This is a genomic window from Dactylosporangium sp. CA-152071, assembly GCF_050936335.1.
Taxonomy (GTDB): Bacteria; Actinomycetota; Actinomycetes; order Mycobacteriales; family Micromonosporaceae; genus Dactylosporangium; species Dactylosporangium maewongense.
In genome coordinates, this window is record NZ_JBNJMZ010000001.1 from 4,460,018 (window position 1) to 4,477,276 (window position 17,259).

Consider the following 17,259-nt stretch of genomic DNA (forward strand, 5'->3'; position numbering starts at 1 on the left):
CCGACATGAGCACCACGACCTACGCCGTCAAGGGGATGACCTGCGGGCACTGCGTGCAGGCGGTCAGCACCGAGGTCGGGAAGGTGCCCGGGGTCACGGACGTCCGGGTCGACCTGGAGGCCGGTGCCGTGACGGTGACCAGCGACGGACCCGCCGACGAGCAGGCCGTCGCCGTCGCCGTCGACGAGGCCGGCTACGAAGTGGTCGGGCTCAGGGCATGAACACGCCTGCCCGGCTCGCCACGTTCGGCGCGGTCCTGGCGGTGGTGTTCGGGGCGGCGTTCGGGGTGGGCCGGCTGGCCGGGCCCGACGCCGTCGCCGAGCCGGCCGGTGACATGGCGCATCCGGAGGCCGGCGGCGATCCGGGCGCCGGGCACGGTGGCCACGGCGGACCGGCCGCAACGCCGACCGGCACCGGTCAGTCCGGCCCCGCCGCTCATGGCTATTCGGTGGCGGTCGACCCGCACAGCGGCGGCATCAGCTTCAAGATCGCTGGAGCCGGGGGTCGGACGGTCACCGGGTTCGCGACGGTGCACGAGAAGCCGCTGCATCTGATCGTGGTGCGCCGGGACCTCTCCGGGTTCCAGCACGTGCACCCGGTCATGGACGCGGACGGGACCTGGCGGGCGGCGCTGGCGCTGCCTGACGGCGGGCCGTGGCGGGCGTACTTCGACTTCACCGAGACCGGCGCGGCGGCGACCGTCCTGACGGCGGATCTCGCCGTGCCCGGCGCGCCGCACTCGGAGCCGCTGCCGCCGCCTTCCGCGAGCGCGGCCGTCGACGGGTACACGGTCCGCATCGACACCCACGACGGCGTCGCCCTGCGGGTCGAGCGGGACGGGCGGCCGGTCACCGACCTGCAGCCGTATCTCGGGGCGGCCGGGCACCTCGTGGCGATAGCCGAACGGGACCTCGCCTACCTGCACGTCCACCCCACCGGCCCCGCGGGCGGCGGACCGGAGGTCAGGTTCGCGGTCGAGGGCGCCGCTTCGGGGACCCACCGGCTGTACTTCCAGTTCCAGCACGGCGGCGCGGTGCACACCGCGGAGTTCACCGTGACCGCGATCGGGGGCGGGCATGCCCACAACTGAGCTCACCATCGGCGGCATGACGTGCGCGGCGTGCGCGGCGCGGATCGAGAAGAAGCTGAACCGGCTCGACGGCGTGTCGGCGACCGTCAACTACGCCACCGAGAAGGCACGGGTCGTCTTCCCGCCGACGCTGGTGGTGGCGGACCTGATCGCCACGGTCGAGCAGACCGGCTACACGGCCGCTGTTCCTGCGGCGCCGGCGCCCTCACAAGAAACCGACCCGCTCGCCGAGGCGCGGCAGCGGCTGCTGGTCAGCGCGGCGCTCGCGGTGCCGGTGATCCTGCTGGCGATGGTGCCGGCGTGGCAGTTCGAGTCGTGGCAGTGGGCGTCGCTGACGCTCGCGGCGCCGGTCGTCGTGTGGGGCGCCTGGCCGTTTCACCGGGCGGCGCTGCGCAACCTGCGGCACGGCGCGGCGACGATGGACACGCTCGTGTCGGTCGGCACCGCGGCGGCGTTCCTCTGGTCGCTCTACGCGCTGTTCCTCGGCGACGCGGGCCGGCCCGGCATGCGGCACCCGTTCGAGCTCACGGTCTCCCGCTCGGCCGGTGCCGACGCGATCTACCTGGAGGTCGCCGCCGGGGTGACGGTGTTCATCCTGGCCGGCCGCTACTTCGAGGCGCGCGCCAAGCGCCGGGCCGGGGCCGCACTGCGCGCGCTGCTCTCCCTCGGTGCCAAGGATGCCGCGGTACTGGCGGCCGACGGCACCGAGCACCGCGCGCCCGTCGACCGGCTGGCCGTCGGCGACACGATCCTCGTCCGGCCCGGCGAGAAGGTCGCCGCCGACGGCGTCGTGCTCGACGGCACGTCCGCGGTCGACGTCAGCATGCTCACCGGCGAGCCGCTGCCCGTCGACCTCGGCCCGGGCGACCCGGTCGTCGGCGGCTGCGTCAACACGTCCGGGCGCCTGGTCGTGCGGGTGAGCCGGACCGGCGCCGACACGCAGCTGTCCCAGATGGCGCGGCTCGTCGAGGAGGCGCAGAGCGGCAAGGCCGACGTGCAGCGCCTCGCCGACCGGGTCGCCGGCGTGTTCGTGCCGATCGTGATCGCCCTCGCCGTGGGCACGCTCGGCTTCTGGCTCGGCACCGGCGGCTCGGCGGCCTCGGCGTTCACCGCGGCGGTCGCGGTGCTGATCATCGCCTGCCCCTGCGCGCTCGGCCTGGCGACGCCGACGGCCCTGCTCGTCGGCACCGGGCGCGGCGCCCAGCTGGGCATCCTGATCCGCGGCCCGGAGGTCCTCGAGTCGACCCGTCGCGTCGACACCGTCCTGCTCGACAAGACCGGCACCGTCACCACCGGCCGCATGTCCGTCCTGTCGGTCCACGGCGACCCGTCCTCGCTGCGGCTCGCCGCCGCGGTCGAGCACGCCTCCGAGCACCCGATCGCGCGCGCCGTCGCGGCCGCGGTGCCGGCCTCGGCCCGGCCGGCCGTCGCGTCGTTCTCCAGCCACGCCGGCCACGGGGTCAGCGGCATCGTCGAGGACCGGACCGTCTGGGTCGGCCGCCCGTCGTTCCTGGCCGCACAAGGCCTGACGCCGTTCTCCGATGCCGCGCCTCCCACCGCGCCTCCCACCGCGCCTCCCACCAGGACGGCCGCCACCCCTTCCACTGCAACGGCCGCCGTACCCGCCACCGCGACGGCCGTCATGGCCTCCCCCGCGACGGACACTGCGACGGACACTGCGCCATCCAGAGTGGCGGACCGGGCGCCTTCGGCCGGGACGGTCGTCGGCGTCGGCTGGGACGGGGCCGTGCGGGGGTTGATCGAGGTCGGTGACACCGTCAAGCCGTCGTCGGCCGCCGCCGTACGCCGGATCCGCGACCTCGGGCTCCGCCCCGTCCTCCTCACCGGCGACGCCGCCCCAGTGGCGCACGCGGTGGCCGCGGAGGTCGGCATCGACGAGGTCATCGCGGAGGTCCTACCCGCCGGCAAGCTCGACGTCGTCCGCCGCCTCCAGGCCGAGGGCCGCGTCGTGGCGATGGTCGGCGACGGGGTCAACGACGCCGCCGCCCTCGCCCAGGCCGACCTGGGCCTGTCGATGGGCACCGGCACCGACGCCGCGATCGAGGCCGGCGACCTCACCCTGGTCCGCGGCGACCTGACCGCCGTCCCCGACGCGATCCGCCTCGCCCGGCGCACCCTGGCCACGATCAAGGGCAACCTGTTCTGGGCGTTCGCCTACAACATCGCCGCGGTCCCCCTCGCCGCCGCGGGCCTGCTCAACCCGATGATCGCCGGCGGCGCCATGGCGCTGAGCTCGGCCTTCGTCGTCGCGAACAGCCTGCGCCTGCGCCGCTTCGCCCCGGCCCGGCCCGCCGGGACACCCTCCTCGGCGAGCTGACCGGGCACACGCCCCGTGTGCCCGGTTACGATTGAGAATGGAGCAACTCTTCCAGCGCTACATCCACGCCGGCGCGCTCTCCCGGGACCCGGACGCCCTGGCCGCCCTCTTCACCCCCGACGGCATCCTCGAGGCGCCGCTCGTGCCGCCCGCCGGCCCGTACCCACACCGTCTCGAGGGCCGCGACGCGATCCGCGCCGGCATGGCCGCCTGGTACGCAAGACCGGCCGCCCCAACCCCCGCCGTCGACGTCGCACGGTCGCGCTACGTCCTGCACGCCACCGCCGACCCGGACGTCTTCATCGCCGAGATCGACACCGCGTTCACCGGCGCGGGCGGCATGTCCCTGGTCCAGATCTTCCGCGTCCGCGACGGCCGGATCGCCCACCTGCGCGACTACTTCACGCTCTGAAAGACGCCGCGACGAACGGGAAGGGGGAGCCCGGAGGCTCCCCTTCCCACGTCATGGGCTACTCGGCGGTGAAGGTGACCCGCCGACGGCGGCGCAGGGTGGCGACCAGGGCGGCGCCACCAACCACGAGGGCGGCGCCCGTGCCGACCAGGGGCAGCGTGCTGCTGGATCCGGTCACCGGCAGGCTCGGGCTGGGGGACGCGGACGGCGTCGCCGGCTTCGAGGCGGACGGGGTCGGCGACGGGGTGGCGGACTTCGACGGCGACGGGGAGGGCGACGGGCACGGGCCGGTCAGCGACACCCAGCCGCTCGCGACGTCGGCGCCGAAGCCGTCGGCCCACTTGGCCTTGTACGTGATCTTGACCTTGGTGGCGGGGCGCTCGACGACCGAGGTGAACGAGACCTGGGTGAGCGGGTTGCCGGTGCTGGCGGCGATCGTCGTGGGGACCTGGGTGGTCGACAGGACGGTCGTGGCGTTCTGGTCGAGCACCAGCTTGAGATCACTGAGCGTGACGATCGCGTTGTAGTCGTTGGTCAGCTTCCAGGTGACCTCGTACTTGCCGCCGACGGAAACGCACTCGGCGGAGCCGGACGCCCCCGATGCGTGCGCGCTGGCGGGCGAAGCGAACATGGTCGATAGCCCAACGGCCGCGGTCGCGGCGGCGGTGCCGATCGCGACCCTCCTGAACAGCGTGTTTTCCACGACGACTCCAACCTTACGAAACTTGACGTCCGACAACATAAGACCAAGGCGGGCGGGAGCGACAGCCGTTGTGGGGCAGGAAATTTGGAACTGGTCCGGGTTTGGGCGATTCATCCGGGAAAATACTTTTAATCGATGAAATTCGCCGTGACAGAGGGCGATCGGGCAGGTGGAGATGCGCTACCACCCTTACGCTGACGAGGCATGAGACGGGGTTACGCACCGCTCGCGCTGATCATGCTCACCGCCTGCTCCACAAAGGACGCACCGCCGGCGACGCCGGCCGCGACGGCGGCACAAGGCAAGGGCGACCACACCCTGACCGTCACCGTCGGTGACAAGGAGCGCACGTTCCAGCTCCACGTGCCGCCGGGGTACGACCCGGCGCGCGCCATGCCCGCGGTCGTCGCGCTGCACCACAGACCCGGACCGAGGCGGCGGACTACCGGCCGGCGGCCCCGGTGTCGGTGGTGACCCTCATCGGCGCCGCAGACCCGCAGGCCGCCACCTTCACGACCGGCGTCGACACCTGGCGCAAGCGCCTCGGCTGCGAGGCACCAAAAGAGACGAGCCCGGCACCGGGCGTACACGGGACGACGACGCGATGCGGGGACGGCAGCGACGTGCAGGCCTACGTCATCGACGGCGGTGCACACGCGTGGTTCGGCGCGACCGTGGGCGAGCTCAAGGCGCCGGGGCAGATCGGGGCGACCGACACGCTGTGGAGATTTTTCGTGGCGCACCCGCGACGCTGATGATGGTCGCCATGAGGACGATGCTCGACTTCCTGTCCGGCCTGCCCGAGCCGCGGCTGGCCGAGCTCGCCGCCGTCCACCTGCCCGACGGGCCGGCGCCGCGCGGGGCGAAGGCCGTCAAGGAGTTCGCGGCGCTGCTGCTGGAGCCCGCCACGGTGACGGCGACGGTCGCCGCGCTCAGCCTGCCGGAGCTGCAGGTCGCCGAGGCGCTGTCGCTGCGTGCCGCCGGCACCCGCCGCGCCGACCTCGCCGGGCTGCTGGGCGTGGCCGGGCACGACGCCGACCTCGGCATGGTGCTGGGACGGCTGGAGTGGCACGCGCTGGCCTGGCCCGACGGCGACTGGATCCGCACCGCGCCGATCCACGAGGTGATCGTCGGCGGCTACGGGTTCGGCCCGTCGGCCCGCCTGGAGCTCGTGCAGCTGCCGCTGGACCGGCTCCAGCGCATGGCGTACAACCTCGACGCGCCCGTCGGCCGGGACCGCACGTCGCTGCTCGGCGCGGTCTGCGCCGCCCTCGCCGACGCGGCGACCGTCCGCGCGAAGTTCGCCCAGGCGCCGGAGGCCACCAAGGACCTGCTGCTGTCGCTGGCCGAGGACGACCCGTACTTCTTCGACCCGCGGCAGATGGGCGCGCTGCGCACCAACCGGTCCACGCCGCTGCGGTGGGCGGTCGACCACGGGCTGCTGATGTGGAACCCCGTCGGCATGGCCGCGGTGCTGCCGAGCGAGGTCGGCGTCGTGCTGCGGGAGGGCTTCCGCGCCGACTTCGACCCGGCGCCGCCGCTGCAGGTGCCGGTCGAGGTCAGCGTCGAGATGGTCGAGCGCGACGGCGCCGCCGCAGTCCGGGGCGCGCTCGCGCACGTCACCGCCCTGCTGGAGGCGTGCGGCCGGGCGCCGGTGCCGATGCTGAAGGACGGCGGGATCGGCCTGCGGGAGCTGCGCCGGCTCGGCAAGGCGCTCGGCGGCGACGAGACCGGCATGCGGCTGTGGCTCACGCTCGCCGCCGTCACCGGACTGATCGGCGTGACGGACAACCGGATCGCGCCGTCGGCGTACTACGACGACTGGTTGAAGCTCGACCCGCCCGCGCAGTACGGCGAGCTGCTCACCGCCTGGCTGGTCATGGACGCGATCCCGCTGGACCCGCAGGTGCCGGTGCTGCTGCGGACCGAGCGCGACGAGGCCGTGAGCATCCTGCGGCGCAGCCTCGTCTCGTTGCTCAACGGCCTGCCGGGCGGCTACGCGCTGCCGTCGCTGGACGGGGTCAACGCGCTGCAGATGTACATGCGGCCGCTGCTCACCGGGGCGGACGCCGAGGAGGCGTACCCGACGACGGCCATGCTGTGGCGGGAGCTGGAGCTGATGGGGCTGGGCGCCCTGCACGCGCCGACCGCCCTGTGCCGGGCCCTCGCCGCCGAGGCCGGCCTGGACGGCACCCCGCAGCGGCCCGTGCTGCAAGCCGAGCTGGAGCGGCTCATCCCGGCCGCGCAGCGCACGGTGCTGCTGCAGAGCGACCTGACCGCCGTCGCGACCGGGGCGCCGGCGCCGCAGCTCGCCGCGTTCCTCGACCTCGCCGCCGACCGGGAGTCCCGCGGCGGCGGGCACACCTGGCGCTTCTCGGAGGCGTCGGTGCGCCGCGCGTTCGACACCGGCGCGACGGCCGACGAGCTCCTCGCGTCGCTGCGCGAGACGGCGGCCGGCGGGCGGGTCCCGCAGCCGCTGCAGTACCTGGTCACCGACCTCGCCCGCCGGCACGGGGCACTGCGGGTCCGCCCGGTCGCGTGCGTGCTGCGCAGCGACGACCCGACGCTGCTCGCGGAGCTGCCGCGGGTGAAGAGCCTCGCCAGGCTGGGCCTGACCGAGCTCGCCCCGACCGTCTACGCCAGCGTCCTGCCGGTGGCGGAGACCCTGGCGGCGCTGCGGGCGGCCGGCTACGCCCCTGCGGGCGAGCACGCCGACGGCACGATCGCCTTCGACAAGATCACCAGATTCAGGACAGGTCCTGACCGCAACGCCGACTAGCGTGACCCGGTGTGATCCTCACGAAGCGGCAGCTCAACCGCACCTACCTGCAGCGCCAGCTGCTGACGACACCCGACGGCGAACCCGATCCACGCCCGGTCGATGAGATCGTGGCGCACCTCGTCGCGGTGCAGGCGCAGGAGGTCGACGCGCCCTACGTCGGCCTGTGGACCAGGACCCGCCGGGCGCGGCACGAGGACCTCGTCGAGGCGCTCACCGACCGCCGGGTCGTGCGCGCCGGGCTGCTGCGGCGCACCCAGCACCTGACCACCGGCGCCGACTACCGCTGGCTGCGGCCGATGCTCAAGCAGCGGCTGGGGGCCGGCGGGCTGTCGCCGTTCGCCAAGGAGTTCGCCGGGCTGGACATCGCCGACATCGGCGCGGCCGGGCGCGACATCCTGCGCGGCCAGGCCATGACCCGGCCCAAGCTGGCGAAGGCGCTCGGCGAGCGGTTCCCCGGCCGCAAGGGGATCGCCCTGGCCTGGGTCGTGCAGTTCCAGGAGAACCTGGTGCACCCGCCGCCGTCCGGGGTCTGGCGCCGCCGCGGGCACGTGACCTGCGCGCTCGCCGAGGACTGGCTGGGCGGGCCGATGGAGCAGCGGCCGGACGTGTGGACGCTGCTGCGGCGGTACCTCGCCTCGTGCGGCCCGGCGAGCGTCGCCGACCTGCAGAACTGGTCGGGGATGAAGCGGCTCCGCGACGACGTCGAGGCGCACCGGCACCGGCTGCGGGTCCACCGCGACGAGCGCGGGCAGGAGCTGTTCGACCTGCCGGACCTGCCGGTGTGCGGCGGCGACGAGGAGCCGCTGGTGCGCTTCCTGCCGGAGTTCGACAACCTGGTGCTCAGTCACGAGGACCGCACCCGGATCATCGCCGACGAGGACCGCGCGAAGGTCTGCCCGGGCTATTCGATGGTCCACCCCACCTTCCTGGTCGACGGGTTCGTCGCGGGCATCTGGTCGGTGACGGCCGAGGCCCTGACCGTCTCGCCGTTCCGCCGGCTGACCGATGACGATGCGGCGTCGGTACTGGCCGAGGCCGGCCGACTGCGGACGTTCCTTCAGGTCGACGTCACGGTGCGCCTCGACCAGAGCTGACCGGCCAGCCTGGCGGCGCCCAGGGCGGGGTCATGGGCGGTGCCGACCTCGACGCCACGGTCGTGCAGGGCGTCCAGCACCCCCGCCCGGACGGGCGTCGGCCCGGTGAGCAGCCCTCCCGCCAGTACCACCGCCGCATCAGGGGCATCGAGGGCGTCGAGCGTGCGGAGCAGCCGGTCCACGCCCTCGGCCACGATCGCGGCGGCGGCCGGGTCACCGTCGGCGGCGAACTCGCACACGACCGGGGCGAGCGCGGCGAACGACCCGAGCGGCAGCCGCTGCGCCCAGTGCACGAGGTCGTCGGCGGACGTGACGCCGGCGTGCAGCGCCACCCGGACGGCGAGCCCCGACGACGACCAGTGCCGCGCCGCGTGCCGGACCGCCTGCAGGCCCAGCCAGAGGCCGGAGCCCTCGTCGCCGAGCAGCCAGCCGAGGCCGTCGGCGGCGCGCACGACCTCCGTGCCGTCGATCAGCGCCGCGACCGCCCCGGTGCCGGCGATCAGCACGGCGCCCCGGTCCGCGGTGGACCCCGCGGCGTAGGCGGTCACCGCGTCGGCGACCACGGGGACCGGGCAGGTCAGCCCGATCGCCGCCCACTGGTCGGCGAAGCCGGCGGCGACGCCGGGATCAGCGAGGATGCTGACCCCGGCGACTCCCACCACGCCCGCGACGACCCCACCCGGATCGTGCGGGCCGAGTGCCTCGCGGACCGCCGTGCCGATCGCAACCGCGGCCGCCGACCCGACAGCGGACGGGTTGCCGGCACCTGCCGCCCCGCGCCCCAGGACCGTCCCGTCGGCCGAGGTGACGACCGCTTTGGAGGCCGTACCGCCGGCATCGACCCCGAGGATGAGCACCATGGCGATGATGGAAACATAGAAAATGCTTATTGACTAGAAGTTGAAGTGGTCGTAATTTTCATCGCCAAGACGGGACGATGAAAAGGATGACCGTAGTGACCGGTGAGAGCGGCGGGCTGCTGGGGCGGCTGCGCATCGAGGGGCCGACCATGCCGGATGCCCTCGGGAAGATCGCGGAGACCATCCTCAACGACCCCGAGACCGCGGCGCACGCCAGCATCGTCGACCTCGCCGAGCGGTCGGGCACCTCCACGGCGACCGTGACCCGGTTCAGCCGCACGCTCGGCTTCAAAGGCTACGCCAACCTGCGGGTCGCCATCGCGACCGAGACCGGCCGCGCCGAGCAGGCCCGCTGGGAGACCGACATCAGCGGCGACATCGCGCCCGACGACCCCCTCGACGGGGTGCTCGACGTGATCACCGCCGCGGACACCAGGGCGATCCAGGCGACCGCCGCCGGCCTCGACGTCGCGCAGGTCGAGCGGGTCGCCGCGGCGATCGCCGGCGCCGGGCGGGTCGAGATCTTCGGGCTGGGCAGCAGCGGCACCGCCGGCCGGGAGATGGCCTTCCGGCTGGAGCGCATCCGCGTCCCGGTCTGGTACCGGTCGGACAGTCACACCGCGCTGACCAACGCCGCGCTGCTCGGCCCCGGCGACGTCGCGATCGGCCTGTCGCACTCCGGCCGCACCCGCGAAGCGATCGAGACCCTCGCCGAGGCCGCCGACCACGGCGCGCTGACGGTGGCGGTGACGTCGTTCGGCCGCTCGCCGCTCGCCGAGGTCGCCGACGTGGTGCTCACGACGTCGGTCCACGAGACCACCTTCCGCGTCGCGGCCCTCTCCGCACTGCACTCGCAACTGCTGGTCCTGGACCTCATCTACGTGGCGGTCGCGCAGCGCACCTATGAACGGACCGCCGAGGCCCTGGAGCTCACGGTGCGCGCTGTGGACGCGCACCGGGTGCCCGACACGAACAGCAACCGCAAGCGACCACGGAGGGAAAAGCCGCTGTGACCAGCATCAGAAGTGGGGACTACGTCGAGGTGATCCGCGCCGCCATCGACCGGGTCACCAGCACGCAGGGCGAGAAGGTGGCGCACGCCGCCGACCTGATGACCGCCACGCTGCAGGCCGGCGGGGTGATCCAGGCGTTCGGCTGCGGGCACTCCGAGGCCCTGGCGATGGAGATCGCCGGCCGCGCCGGAGGGCTCGTGCCGACCAACAGGATCGCCCTGCGCGACATCGTCCTCTACGGCGGCGACCCGTCGACCGTCCTCGCCGACCCGCAGCTGGAGCGCACGCCGAGCGTCGCGCACCGGCTCTACGACCTCGCCCCCGTCAAGCCCGACGACACCTTCGTCATCGCCTCCAACTCCGGCGTCAACGGCGCCGTGGTGGAGATGGCGCAGCTCGTCAAGCAGCGCGGGCACGCCCTCATCGCGATCACGTCGCTCGAGCACTCCTCGCGCGTCGACTCGCGGCACGAGAGCGGCATGAAGCTCAGCGACTTCGCCGACGTGGTCCTCGACAACGGGGCACCCTACGGCGACGCGTCGCTGCCCCTGCCGGGCGGCGGCGCGGTCGGCGCCGTCTCCTCGATCACCGCGGCCCTGCTGGCCCAGCAGATCGTCACCGAAGTGGTGGCGCGGCTGCTGGCACTCGGCGTCACGCCGCCGGTCTACCTGTCCGACAACGTTCCAGGCGGGCGGGAGCACAACGCAGCACTCGAAGCGCGGTACGCCGGGCGCATCCGGCGTACCGCTTAGGAGAGAAGGCCCAGTCATGAACCCATCACCCTTCGCCCAACCGTACCCGACAAGACGGACCGTCCTCCGTGCGGCGGTCCTTGGAGCTGGACTGGCCGGAGCCACGCTCCCGCTGCTCAGCGCGTGTGTGACCAGCGGCAAGGACAGCGACGCCAAGGCCGAGACCGGCGCCAAGAGCTCCACCAACCCGCTCGGCGTGAAGGAGGACGCGCCGCTGGAGGTCGTCATCTTCAAGGGCGGCTACGGCGACGACTACGCGAAGAAGGCCGAGGGCCTGTACACGTCTAAGTACCCGAAGGCCACGATCGACCACAAGGGCATCCAGAAGGTCGGCGAGGCGCTGCAGCCGCGCTTCGTCGCCAACACTCCGCCGGACGTCGTGGACAACACCGGCGCCGGCCGCCTCGACCTCGCCACGCTCGTCGGCGCGAAGCAGCTGTCGGACCTCAAGGACCTGCTGGAGGCGCCGTCGTTCGACGACCCGGCGGTCAAGGTCAAGGACACGCTGCTGCCCGGCGTCATCGAGGACGGCACCTTCGACGGCAGCACGCTGGTGCTCAACTTCACCTACACCGCGTGGGGTCTCTGGTACAGCAAGCCGCTCTTCGCCAGCAAGGGCTGGACATACCCGAAGACCTGGGACGAGATGATGGCGCTCTGCGCCACGATCAAGGCCGCGGGCATCGCCCCCTGGACCTACCAGGGCAAGTACCCCGAGTACATGAACGACCCGCTGCTGACCATGGCGGCGAAGACCGGCGGCACCGACCTGCTCAAGGCCGTGGACAACCTGCAGCCGAACGCCTGGAAGTCCGACGCGTTCAAGGCCGCCGCCGAGGCGTTCGCCGAGCTCGCCGCGAAGGGCTACATCATGGCGGGCTCGGAGGCGCTGTCGCACACCGAGTCGCAGGCCGCGTGGTGCCAGGGCAAGGCCGCGTTCATCCCCTGCGGCTCCTGGCTCGAGGCCGAGCAGAAGGACGTCGCGCCCAAGGGCTTCGACATGGTGATGGGCGCCGTGCCGGCCCGCACCGCCTCGGACAAGATGGGCGGCGCGGCGATCCAGGCCGCCAGCAGCGAGGCCTTCATCGTGCCGGCCAAGGCCAAGAACGTCGCCGGCGGCATGGAATACCTGCGGATCCTGTTCTCGAAGCAGTCGGCGAAGAGCTTCGCCGAGAGCGCCGGCACGCTGCCCGCGGTCGTCGGCGCCACCGACGGGCTCACCCTGTCCAGCGGTCTGGACTCCACCAGCGCCGCGGTCAAGGCCGCCGGCAAGGAGGCCTTCACGTTCCGCTTCCGCACCTGGTACGCGCCACTGGCCAAGGCCGTCGACGACGCGACCGGCGAGCTGATCAACAAGCGGGCCACGCCGGCCGAGTGGGCCGACCGCATCCAGAAGGCCGCCGACGCCATCGCCAAGGACAGCTCCGTCAAGAAGTACACCCGCTGATGAAACACGGTCGGCTCCGGTTCCTCATCGGTGCGCTGGCGCCGGCGCTGGTGCTGCACGTCATCTTCGTGCTGTCACCGTATGGGCAGGCGTTCTACCTCTCGCTCACCGACTGGACCGGCGTGGCCGGCGAGGCGCACTTCGTCGGGGCGGGCAACTACGCCCGCCTCGGCGGCGACTCCCTCTTCCTGGACGCCGTGCGCAACAACGCGGTGATGCTGATCTGCGTGCCCCTGGTGACCATCGCGCTGGGTCTGTTCCTGGCCAGCATGCTGCACCTCGGCGGGAGCAGCGGCCGGTCGTCCATCCGCGGGGCGGGCGTCTATCAGATCGTCTACTTCTTCCCGCAGCTGCTGTCCCTCGTGGTCGTCGCGGTGCTGTGGGGGTTCGTCTACAACCCGACCAACGGCCTGCTCAACGGGGGGCTGCGGGCGGTCGGCCTGGACGGGCTGGCCCGCAGCTGGCTGGGCGATCCGCAGCTGGCACTGCCGGCGGTGATGGCGGTGCTGATCTGGTCGTCGGTGGGCTTCTACATGGTGCTGTTCAGCGCGGCGATCGACAGCATCCCGAAGGAGCTCTTCGAGGCGGCGCTGCTCGACGGTGCCGGCCGATGGGCGACCTTCCGCAAGGTGACGCTGCCGCTGGTCCGCGACACCGTGCAGGTCGCGTTCGTCTACCTGAGCATCGGGGCGCTGGACGGGTTCGCGGTCGTGCAGGTCATGACCGCGGGGCCGGGCGGCCCCGACGGCGCGACCGAGGTCATCGGGCTCTCGCTCTACCGCAACGCCTTCACCTACGGCAAGTTCGGCTACGCCTCCGCGATGGGGGTCACCCTGTTCTTCGCCACCCTGACCCTCGCCGTGCTCGCGCTGCGCTCGGGACGTAAAGAACGGTTGGAACTGTCGTGAAGCGCTTTCCGGTACACCTGGCGATGCTGGCGTGGGGCGTCGTCACCGCGCTGCCGCTGCTGTGGGCGATCGTCAGCTCCTTCAAGAAGGACAACGACATCCTCAACAGCCCCTGGTCACTGCCCACGGATCCGCAGTGGGGCAACTGGGCCAGGGCGTGGAGCCAGGCGAACATCGGCAGGTACTTCTTCAACAGCCTGATCGTGGTGGGCGGGGGTGTGCTGCTCACGATGCTGCTCGGCTCGTTGGTCGCCTACGCCCTGGCGCGCTACGAGTTCCGCGGCAACCGGTTCATCTACTACGTGTTCGTCGCGGCCATGTTCTTCCCCGTGTTCCTGGCCCTGGTGCCGCTGTTCTTCGTCGTGCAGCAGCTCGGCCTGCTCGGCACCTACCAGGGGCTGATCCTGGTCTACGCCGCGTACGCGGTGCCCTTCACGGTCTTCTTCCTGCACGCGTTCTTCAAGACGCTCCCCACGGAGGTGGCGGAGGCGGCGTTCCTGGACGGCTGCTCGCACGGCGCGGTGTTCTTCCGCGTCATGCTGCCCATGGCCCGTCCCGGTCTCGTCGCCGTCGGCATCTTCAACTTCCTCGGGCTCTGGAACCAGTACCTGCTTCCGCTGGTCCTCAACCCCGACCCAGATCGGTATGTCCTGGCGCAGGGTTTGGCCGCCCTGTCGGTCAGTCAGGGGTATCGCAGCGACTGGAGCGGTCTGTTCGCCGGTCTCACCATCGCAATGCTGCCGGTGCTCATCGCCTACGTCGCGTTCCAACGGCACATCCGAGCCGGTATGACCGCCGGCGCGGTCAAGTAAGGTCCGTCAAACTCCTTTCCCCTCAAGGAGGACTGTGCCCATGTCCATTGGCAAACGTCGATCTCTGGCCACCGTCGCGGCCGGCGTCGCGCTGCTCGGTGCGGGAGGTGCCGTGGCCGTCACCGCGGCCACCGTCGGCACCGCCGCGGCCGCGGCGAACAACTGTGGCTACCTGTTCGACGACTTCAACTACAGCTCGTCGTCGGACCCCACGCTGACCAGTCACGGGTGGGTGCCGCGCACCTACGCCGGCGGTCCCGGCGTGCCCGGCGCGACCTGGTCGGCCAACAGCATCACCTTCCCGACCAACGGCGGTCAGAAGGTGCTCCAGCTGCAGGCCTCCACCGACGGCACCGGCGGCGGCACCAACCAGGCCGAGCTGTACTCCTCGCAGAAGCGCTACCTCGAAGGCACCTACGCGAGCCGGGTCCGCTTCACCGACACGCCCGTCAGCGGCAACGACGGCGACCACATCAACGAGACGTTCTTCACCATCAGCCCGCTCAACGGTGACCTCGACCCCACCTACAGCGAGCTGGACATCTCGGAGTACCTGCCGAACGGCGGCTGGGGCGAGCAGGGTCCGATCAACTACCAGACGACCTGGTACACCTACCGCAACGAACCCTGGTTCGCCGACAACGTCCACTCGGAGCAGCGGCGCAGCTTCGACGGGTGGCACGACCTGGTGGTCACCGTCGCGAACGGGCACGTCATCTACTACATCGACGGCGTCCAGATGGGCGACCACTCCGGCAAGTTCTACCCCCGCCAGACGATGACCATCAACTGGAACCTCTGGTTCATCGACACGGCGGCACACACCGGTGGGATGTCGACCTACATCCAGCAGGTCGACTGGGTCCTGTTCGCCAAGAACCAGGTGCTCACGCCGGCGCAGGTGACCAGCCAGGCGGGCGCGTACCGCTCGGCCGGCAACGCCTTCACCGACACGGTCGACTCGGCCGGTCCGTGCGTGACGCCGACCGGCTCGGCCACGCCCACCACCTCCGCGTCACCGTCCAAGTCCCCGTCGGCGTCGCCGTCGGTCTCCACCCCTCCGGCCACCAGCTGCAACGCCGCCCCGGAGTGGTCGATCGGCGCCGTCTACAACACGGGCCAGACCGTGAAGCACGAGAAGAGCAAGTACGGCGACCCGAACGGCCCCGCCTCGGGGCAGGGCAAGCACCTGTGGCGCGCCAAGTGGTGGACGCAGGGCTCCGAACCCGGCTGGACCGCCAACTGGGAAGACCTCGGCCACTGCTGAGTTAGAGGTACGCGACAGGGCGGGCACCGAGCTCCGGTGTCCGCCCTGCCGTGCCGGCTGGCGCCCGCTAGACCCGTCTTTCGCACATGGTTGTGAGCGGTGGCTTGTGGTTCACCAGCGGGGTTGGGTTGGGTCGGTGTTGAGTAGGGCGAGGAGTTGGGCTTGCAGCCATCCGGGTTGGGGGATCCTGGGTGGCTGGCGGTCGTGTGCGGGGATGAGTCGTAGGTCGTGGAGGGCTTGCAGGATGAGCCGGCCGGTGGGTCTTATCGCGCGGTTGTCGTAGGCGTAGAACCCGATCATTTCGGTGTCGGGGGCGAGGTTGGTGCGGACCTCGCGTTCGATGAGGCTGAAGATGAGCAGGGCGAGGCAGATGACGGTGATGAGTGCGGCGATGCGCCGGTTGTGCCGCAGGAACATGGGAGCGACCGCGAGGGGGCCTTTGATCGTGGCGTAGCGCTGTTCCACGGCGGGTTGGTTCTTGTAGCGGCGCAGGATCTCCGCGGCGTCGGATTCGTCGGGTGGCAGGTTGGACAGCAGGGCGTACCAGCCGTCGGTAGCGGCTTCGGCGTCGATTGCGGCCTGGTCGTAGTGCCAGGCGAAGATTGGTTTGCCGGTGTCGGGGTGCTCGGTGATCCGGGTGCGCAGGTAGCTGCTGATGCGGCGGTGCCGGCTGATCTGCTCAGCTTTGGCGGTGACCGCTGCGGTGTCGGGGTGGTAGCGGGTGCCGGCGGTCCGGGTGAGGGTGTCCAGCTCGGTGGCGGCTCTGCCGAGTTTCAGCGTCCTGGCCTTGACCGCGGCGGCGGCGTTGGCGGTGGAGTGGACCAGGACTCGGCGCAGGTGATGGATCGGGTCGCGTTTGCGGGGGCCGGGGATGTCCATGACGTCCTCGATGACCCGGTAGCCGCCGCGCCGGTCGGCGGGCTTGGCGGCGTCGCGTAGGGCGGTGTAGTCCACCGGCACGGCTGCGGCCGGGTCGAGTCCGGCGAACAGCCCGGCAGGGACCCGGGCAGCGGCCAGGGGTGCGATGAACCCGACCCCGGCATCGGCCATGGCGGTGATGTTGCCGTAGGACAGCAGTTTCGAGTCCCCGACCAGCAGGAACCGGCGGGGTCCGGCCAGAGCCTGCAGGCGTTGCATCGCTTCGACGACCTGGGAGATCTCCCCGGCGCCGCCGTCGTAGGCCTGGTGGAAGATCGGGACACCGCCATCGGAAGCGACCGCGATCCCGGCCTGGATCTGTTTCAGATCGGTGCGGCGGTCCTTCGGGTGTCCCCATCCGGGTGCCGGGAACCCGTCATCGACAGTGTCGTAGGCGCCGTGCAGCGAGACGCTGGTCATGTCCCAGTGCAGCCGGGCCACGTCGATGCCGAACGCCGTGATCGCTGCCGCGCCGACCGACCCGATGATCTGATCCAGGTGCGGGGCGATCGCGTCCAGAGCCCGGGCGAGACGGTCATCACCGAGGACCGCTGCCGGCATCCCATACACCTCCTGAACCGCCCACGCCTGCGCCCACCCGGCGATCCCCACCATCGCCGTGGGGTTCGTCAGCCGGTTCGCGATCAGGACCTCGATCACCTGACCATGCGTCGCGTCGGCCAGATCCCGGATCGGGCACGCCCGGTCGATGACCCCGGCGATGTCCAGACGACGGGAGAACTCCGCGATCACCGGCAACGACCCCAACCGCTTCTCCAGCACCGGCACCGCGACAACCTCAGCCCGCCGCCCGGACACCACCCGACGACCCCGAGACCCACAACCAACACCCACCCACCGAC

The 17,259-nt window shown here is 71.8% G+C and carries 17 protein-coding genes; 14 read left to right on the plus strand and 3 right to left on the minus strand.

Translation table 11 applies throughout. The features are described from left to right. Positions 1-5 precede the first annotated feature (5 nt). From ACQEVZ_RS19895 to ACQEVZ_RS19910, 4 genes are read left to right on the plus strand one after another with little or no spacing between them, the layout of a single operon-like run. Entirely contained in the window at positions 6-221 is a 216-nt protein-coding gene (locus ACQEVZ_RS19895; RefSeq protein WP_433368532.1) for a heavy-metal-associated domain-containing protein, read from the plus strand. Then, positions 218-1,090, plus strand: coding sequence for a hypothetical protein (locus tag ACQEVZ_RS19900; protein WP_433368535.1), 873 nt, complete (start codon positions 218-220; stop codon positions 1,088-1,090). Before ACQEVZ_RS19895 ends, ACQEVZ_RS19900 begins: the two co-directional genes overlap by 4 nt. Further along, the gene (locus ACQEVZ_RS19905; RefSeq protein ID WP_433368538.1) at positions 1,077-3,428 is read left to right on the plus strand and encodes a heavy metal translocating P-type ATPase; all 2,352 of its coding nucleotides are present in this window, start codon (positions 1,077-1,079) and stop codon (positions 3,426-3,428) included. Before ACQEVZ_RS19900 ends, ACQEVZ_RS19905 begins: the two co-directional genes overlap by 14 nt. Before the next feature lie 37 nt (positions 3,429-3,465). Next, complete coding sequence (locus tag ACQEVZ_RS19910) at positions 3,466-3,840, plus strand: nuclear transport factor 2 family protein (RefSeq protein WP_433368541.1); 375 nt, start codon at positions 3,466-3,468, stop codon at positions 3,838-3,840. Between the two features lie 58 nt (positions 3,841-3,898). On the opposite strand, the gene ACQEVZ_RS19915 is transcribed toward ACQEVZ_RS19910, so the two are convergent. Continuing rightward, positions 3,899-4,543 carry an LPXTG cell wall anchor domain-containing protein gene (locus ACQEVZ_RS19915; RefSeq protein WP_433368543.1) on the minus strand — a complete coding sequence of 215 codons (645 nt, stop codon included), beginning with the start codon at positions 4,541-4,543 and terminating at the stop codon, positions 3,899-3,901. A 204-nt stretch (positions 4,544-4,747) separates the two neighbouring features. Here ACQEVZ_RS19915 and ACQEVZ_RS19920 point away from each other — a divergent pair, with 204 nt between their 5' ends. Genes ACQEVZ_RS19920 through ACQEVZ_RS19935 form a run of 4 tightly spaced genes read left to right on the plus strand, consistent with a single transcriptional unit; the run spans position 4,748 to position 8,419 of the window. Continuing rightward, complete coding sequence (locus tag ACQEVZ_RS19920) at positions 4,748-5,017, plus strand: hypothetical protein (RefSeq protein ID WP_433368546.1); 270 nt, start codon at positions 4,748-4,750, stop codon at positions 5,015-5,017. Beyond that, entirely contained in the window at positions 5,014-5,298 is a 285-nt protein-coding gene (locus ACQEVZ_RS19925; RefSeq protein ID WP_433368549.1) for a hypothetical protein, read from the plus strand. Before ACQEVZ_RS19920 ends, ACQEVZ_RS19925 begins: the two co-directional genes overlap by 4 nt. Before the next feature lie 11 nt (positions 5,299-5,309). Beyond that, on the plus strand, positions 5,310-7,322 hold the full coding sequence (locus ACQEVZ_RS19930) for a helicase-associated domain-containing protein (protein ID WP_433368552.1): 2,013 nt from the start codon (positions 5,310-5,312) through the stop codon (positions 7,320-7,322). A gap of 11 nt (positions 7,323-7,333) precedes the next feature. Continuing rightward, complete coding sequence (locus tag ACQEVZ_RS19935; protein WP_433368555.1) at positions 7,334-8,419, plus strand: winged helix DNA-binding domain-containing protein; 1,086 nt, start codon at positions 7,334-7,336, stop codon at positions 8,417-8,419. Here the strand turns inward: ACQEVZ_RS19935 and ACQEVZ_RS19940 are convergent. Beyond that, entirely contained in the window at positions 8,383-9,279 is an 897-nt protein-coding gene (locus ACQEVZ_RS19940) for an N-acetylglucosamine kinase (RefSeq protein ID WP_360570555.1), read from the minus strand. The two genes, ACQEVZ_RS19935 and ACQEVZ_RS19940, sit on opposite strands and share 37 nt — an antisense overlap. 86 nt (positions 9,280-9,365) lie before the next feature. On the opposite strand from ACQEVZ_RS19940, the gene ACQEVZ_RS19945 reads away from it, so the two are divergent. The 6 genes from ACQEVZ_RS19945 to ACQEVZ_RS19970 are packed head-to-tail and all read left to right on the plus strand — an operon-like array spanning position 9,366 to position 15,478. Then, entirely contained in the window at positions 9,366-10,292 is a 927-nt protein-coding gene (locus tag ACQEVZ_RS19945) for a MurR/RpiR family transcriptional regulator (RefSeq protein WP_425552388.1), read from the plus strand. A gap of 29 nt (positions 10,293-10,321) precedes the next feature. Then, complete coding sequence (locus ACQEVZ_RS19950; RefSeq protein WP_425552391.1) at positions 10,322-11,044, plus strand: sugar isomerase domain-containing protein; 723 nt, start codon at positions 10,322-10,324, stop codon at positions 11,042-11,044. 16 nt (positions 11,045-11,060) lie between these two features. Next, complete coding sequence (ngcE, locus tag ACQEVZ_RS19955) at positions 11,061-12,491, plus strand: N-acetylglucosamine/diacetylchitobiose ABC transporter substrate-binding protein (protein WP_433368559.1); 1,431 nt, start codon at positions 11,061-11,063, stop codon at positions 12,489-12,491. Beyond that, positions 12,491-13,399, plus strand: a complete 909-nt coding sequence (locus ACQEVZ_RS19960) for a carbohydrate ABC transporter permease (protein ID WP_344510422.1) — start codon at positions 12,491-12,493, stop codon at positions 13,397-13,399. The genes ngcE and ACQEVZ_RS19960 overlap by 1 nt, the downstream gene beginning before the upstream one ends. A 23-nt stretch (positions 13,400-13,422) precedes the next feature. Beyond that, positions 13,423-14,211, plus strand: coding sequence for a carbohydrate ABC transporter permease (locus tag ACQEVZ_RS19965; protein WP_433376873.1), 789 nt, complete (start codon positions 13,423-13,425; stop codon positions 14,209-14,211). 40 nt (positions 14,212-14,251) lie between these two features. After that, positions 14,252-15,478 carry a glycosyl hydrolase gene (locus ACQEVZ_RS19970; protein WP_344510424.1) on the plus strand — a complete coding sequence of 409 codons (1,227 nt, stop codon included), beginning with the start codon at positions 14,252-14,254 and terminating at the stop codon, positions 15,476-15,478. Between the two features lie 111 nt (positions 15,479-15,589). Here the strand turns inward: ACQEVZ_RS19970 and ACQEVZ_RS19975 are convergent, their stop codons facing one another. Further along, positions 15,590-17,185 carry an IS1634 family transposase gene (locus ACQEVZ_RS19975; RefSeq protein ID WP_433368563.1) on the minus strand — a complete coding sequence of 532 codons (1,596 nt, stop codon included), beginning with the start codon at positions 17,183-17,185 and terminating at the stop codon, positions 15,590-15,592. Positions 17,186-17,259: the final 74 nt, after the last annotated feature.

Excerpts from the sequence above, each read along its gene's own strand:
- ACQEVZ_RS19900 (WP_433368535.1), top strand. The coding sequence starts at position 218 with ATGAACACGCCTGCCCGGCTCGCCACGTTCGGCGCGGTCCTGGCGGTG.
- ACQEVZ_RS19895 (WP_433368532.1), top strand. The coding sequence starts at position 6 with ATGAGCACCACGACCTACGCCGTCAAGGGGATGACCTGCGGGCACTGC.
- ACQEVZ_RS19920 (WP_433368546.1), top strand. The coding sequence starts at position 4,748 with ATGAGACGGGGTTACGCACCGCTCGCGCTGATCATGCTCACCGCCTGC.
- ngcE (WP_433368559.1), top strand. The coding sequence starts at position 11,061 with ATGAACCCATCACCCTTCGCCCAACCGTACCCGACAAGACGGACCGTC.
- ACQEVZ_RS19940 (WP_360570555.1), bottom strand. The coding sequence starts at position 9,279 with ATGGTGCTCATCCTCGGGGTCGATGCCGGCGGTACGGCCTCCAAAGCG.
- ACQEVZ_RS19905 (WP_433368538.1), top strand. The coding sequence starts at position 1,077 with ATGCCCACAACTGAGCTCACCATCGGCGGCATGACGTGCGCGGCGTGC.
- ACQEVZ_RS19960 (WP_344510422.1), top strand. The coding sequence starts at position 12,491 with ATGAAACACGGTCGGCTCCGGTTCCTCATCGGTGCGCTGGCGCCGGCG.
- ACQEVZ_RS19970 (WP_344510424.1), top strand. The coding sequence starts at position 14,252 with ATGTCCATTGGCAAACGTCGATCTCTGGCCACCGTCGCGGCCGGCGTC.
- ACQEVZ_RS19910 (WP_433368541.1), top strand. The coding sequence starts at position 3,466 with ATGGAGCAACTCTTCCAGCGCTACATCCACGCCGGCGCGCTCTCCCGG.
- ACQEVZ_RS19930 (WP_433368552.1), top strand. The coding sequence starts at position 5,310 with ATGAGGACGATGCTCGACTTCCTGTCCGGCCTGCCCGAGCCGCGGCTG.
- ACQEVZ_RS19945 (WP_425552388.1), top strand. The coding sequence starts at position 9,366 with ATGACCGTAGTGACCGGTGAGAGCGGCGGGCTGCTGGGGCGGCTGCGC.
- ACQEVZ_RS19965 (WP_433376873.1), top strand. The coding sequence starts at position 13,423 with ATGCTGGCGTGGGGCGTCGTCACCGCGCTGCCGCTGCTGTGGGCGATC.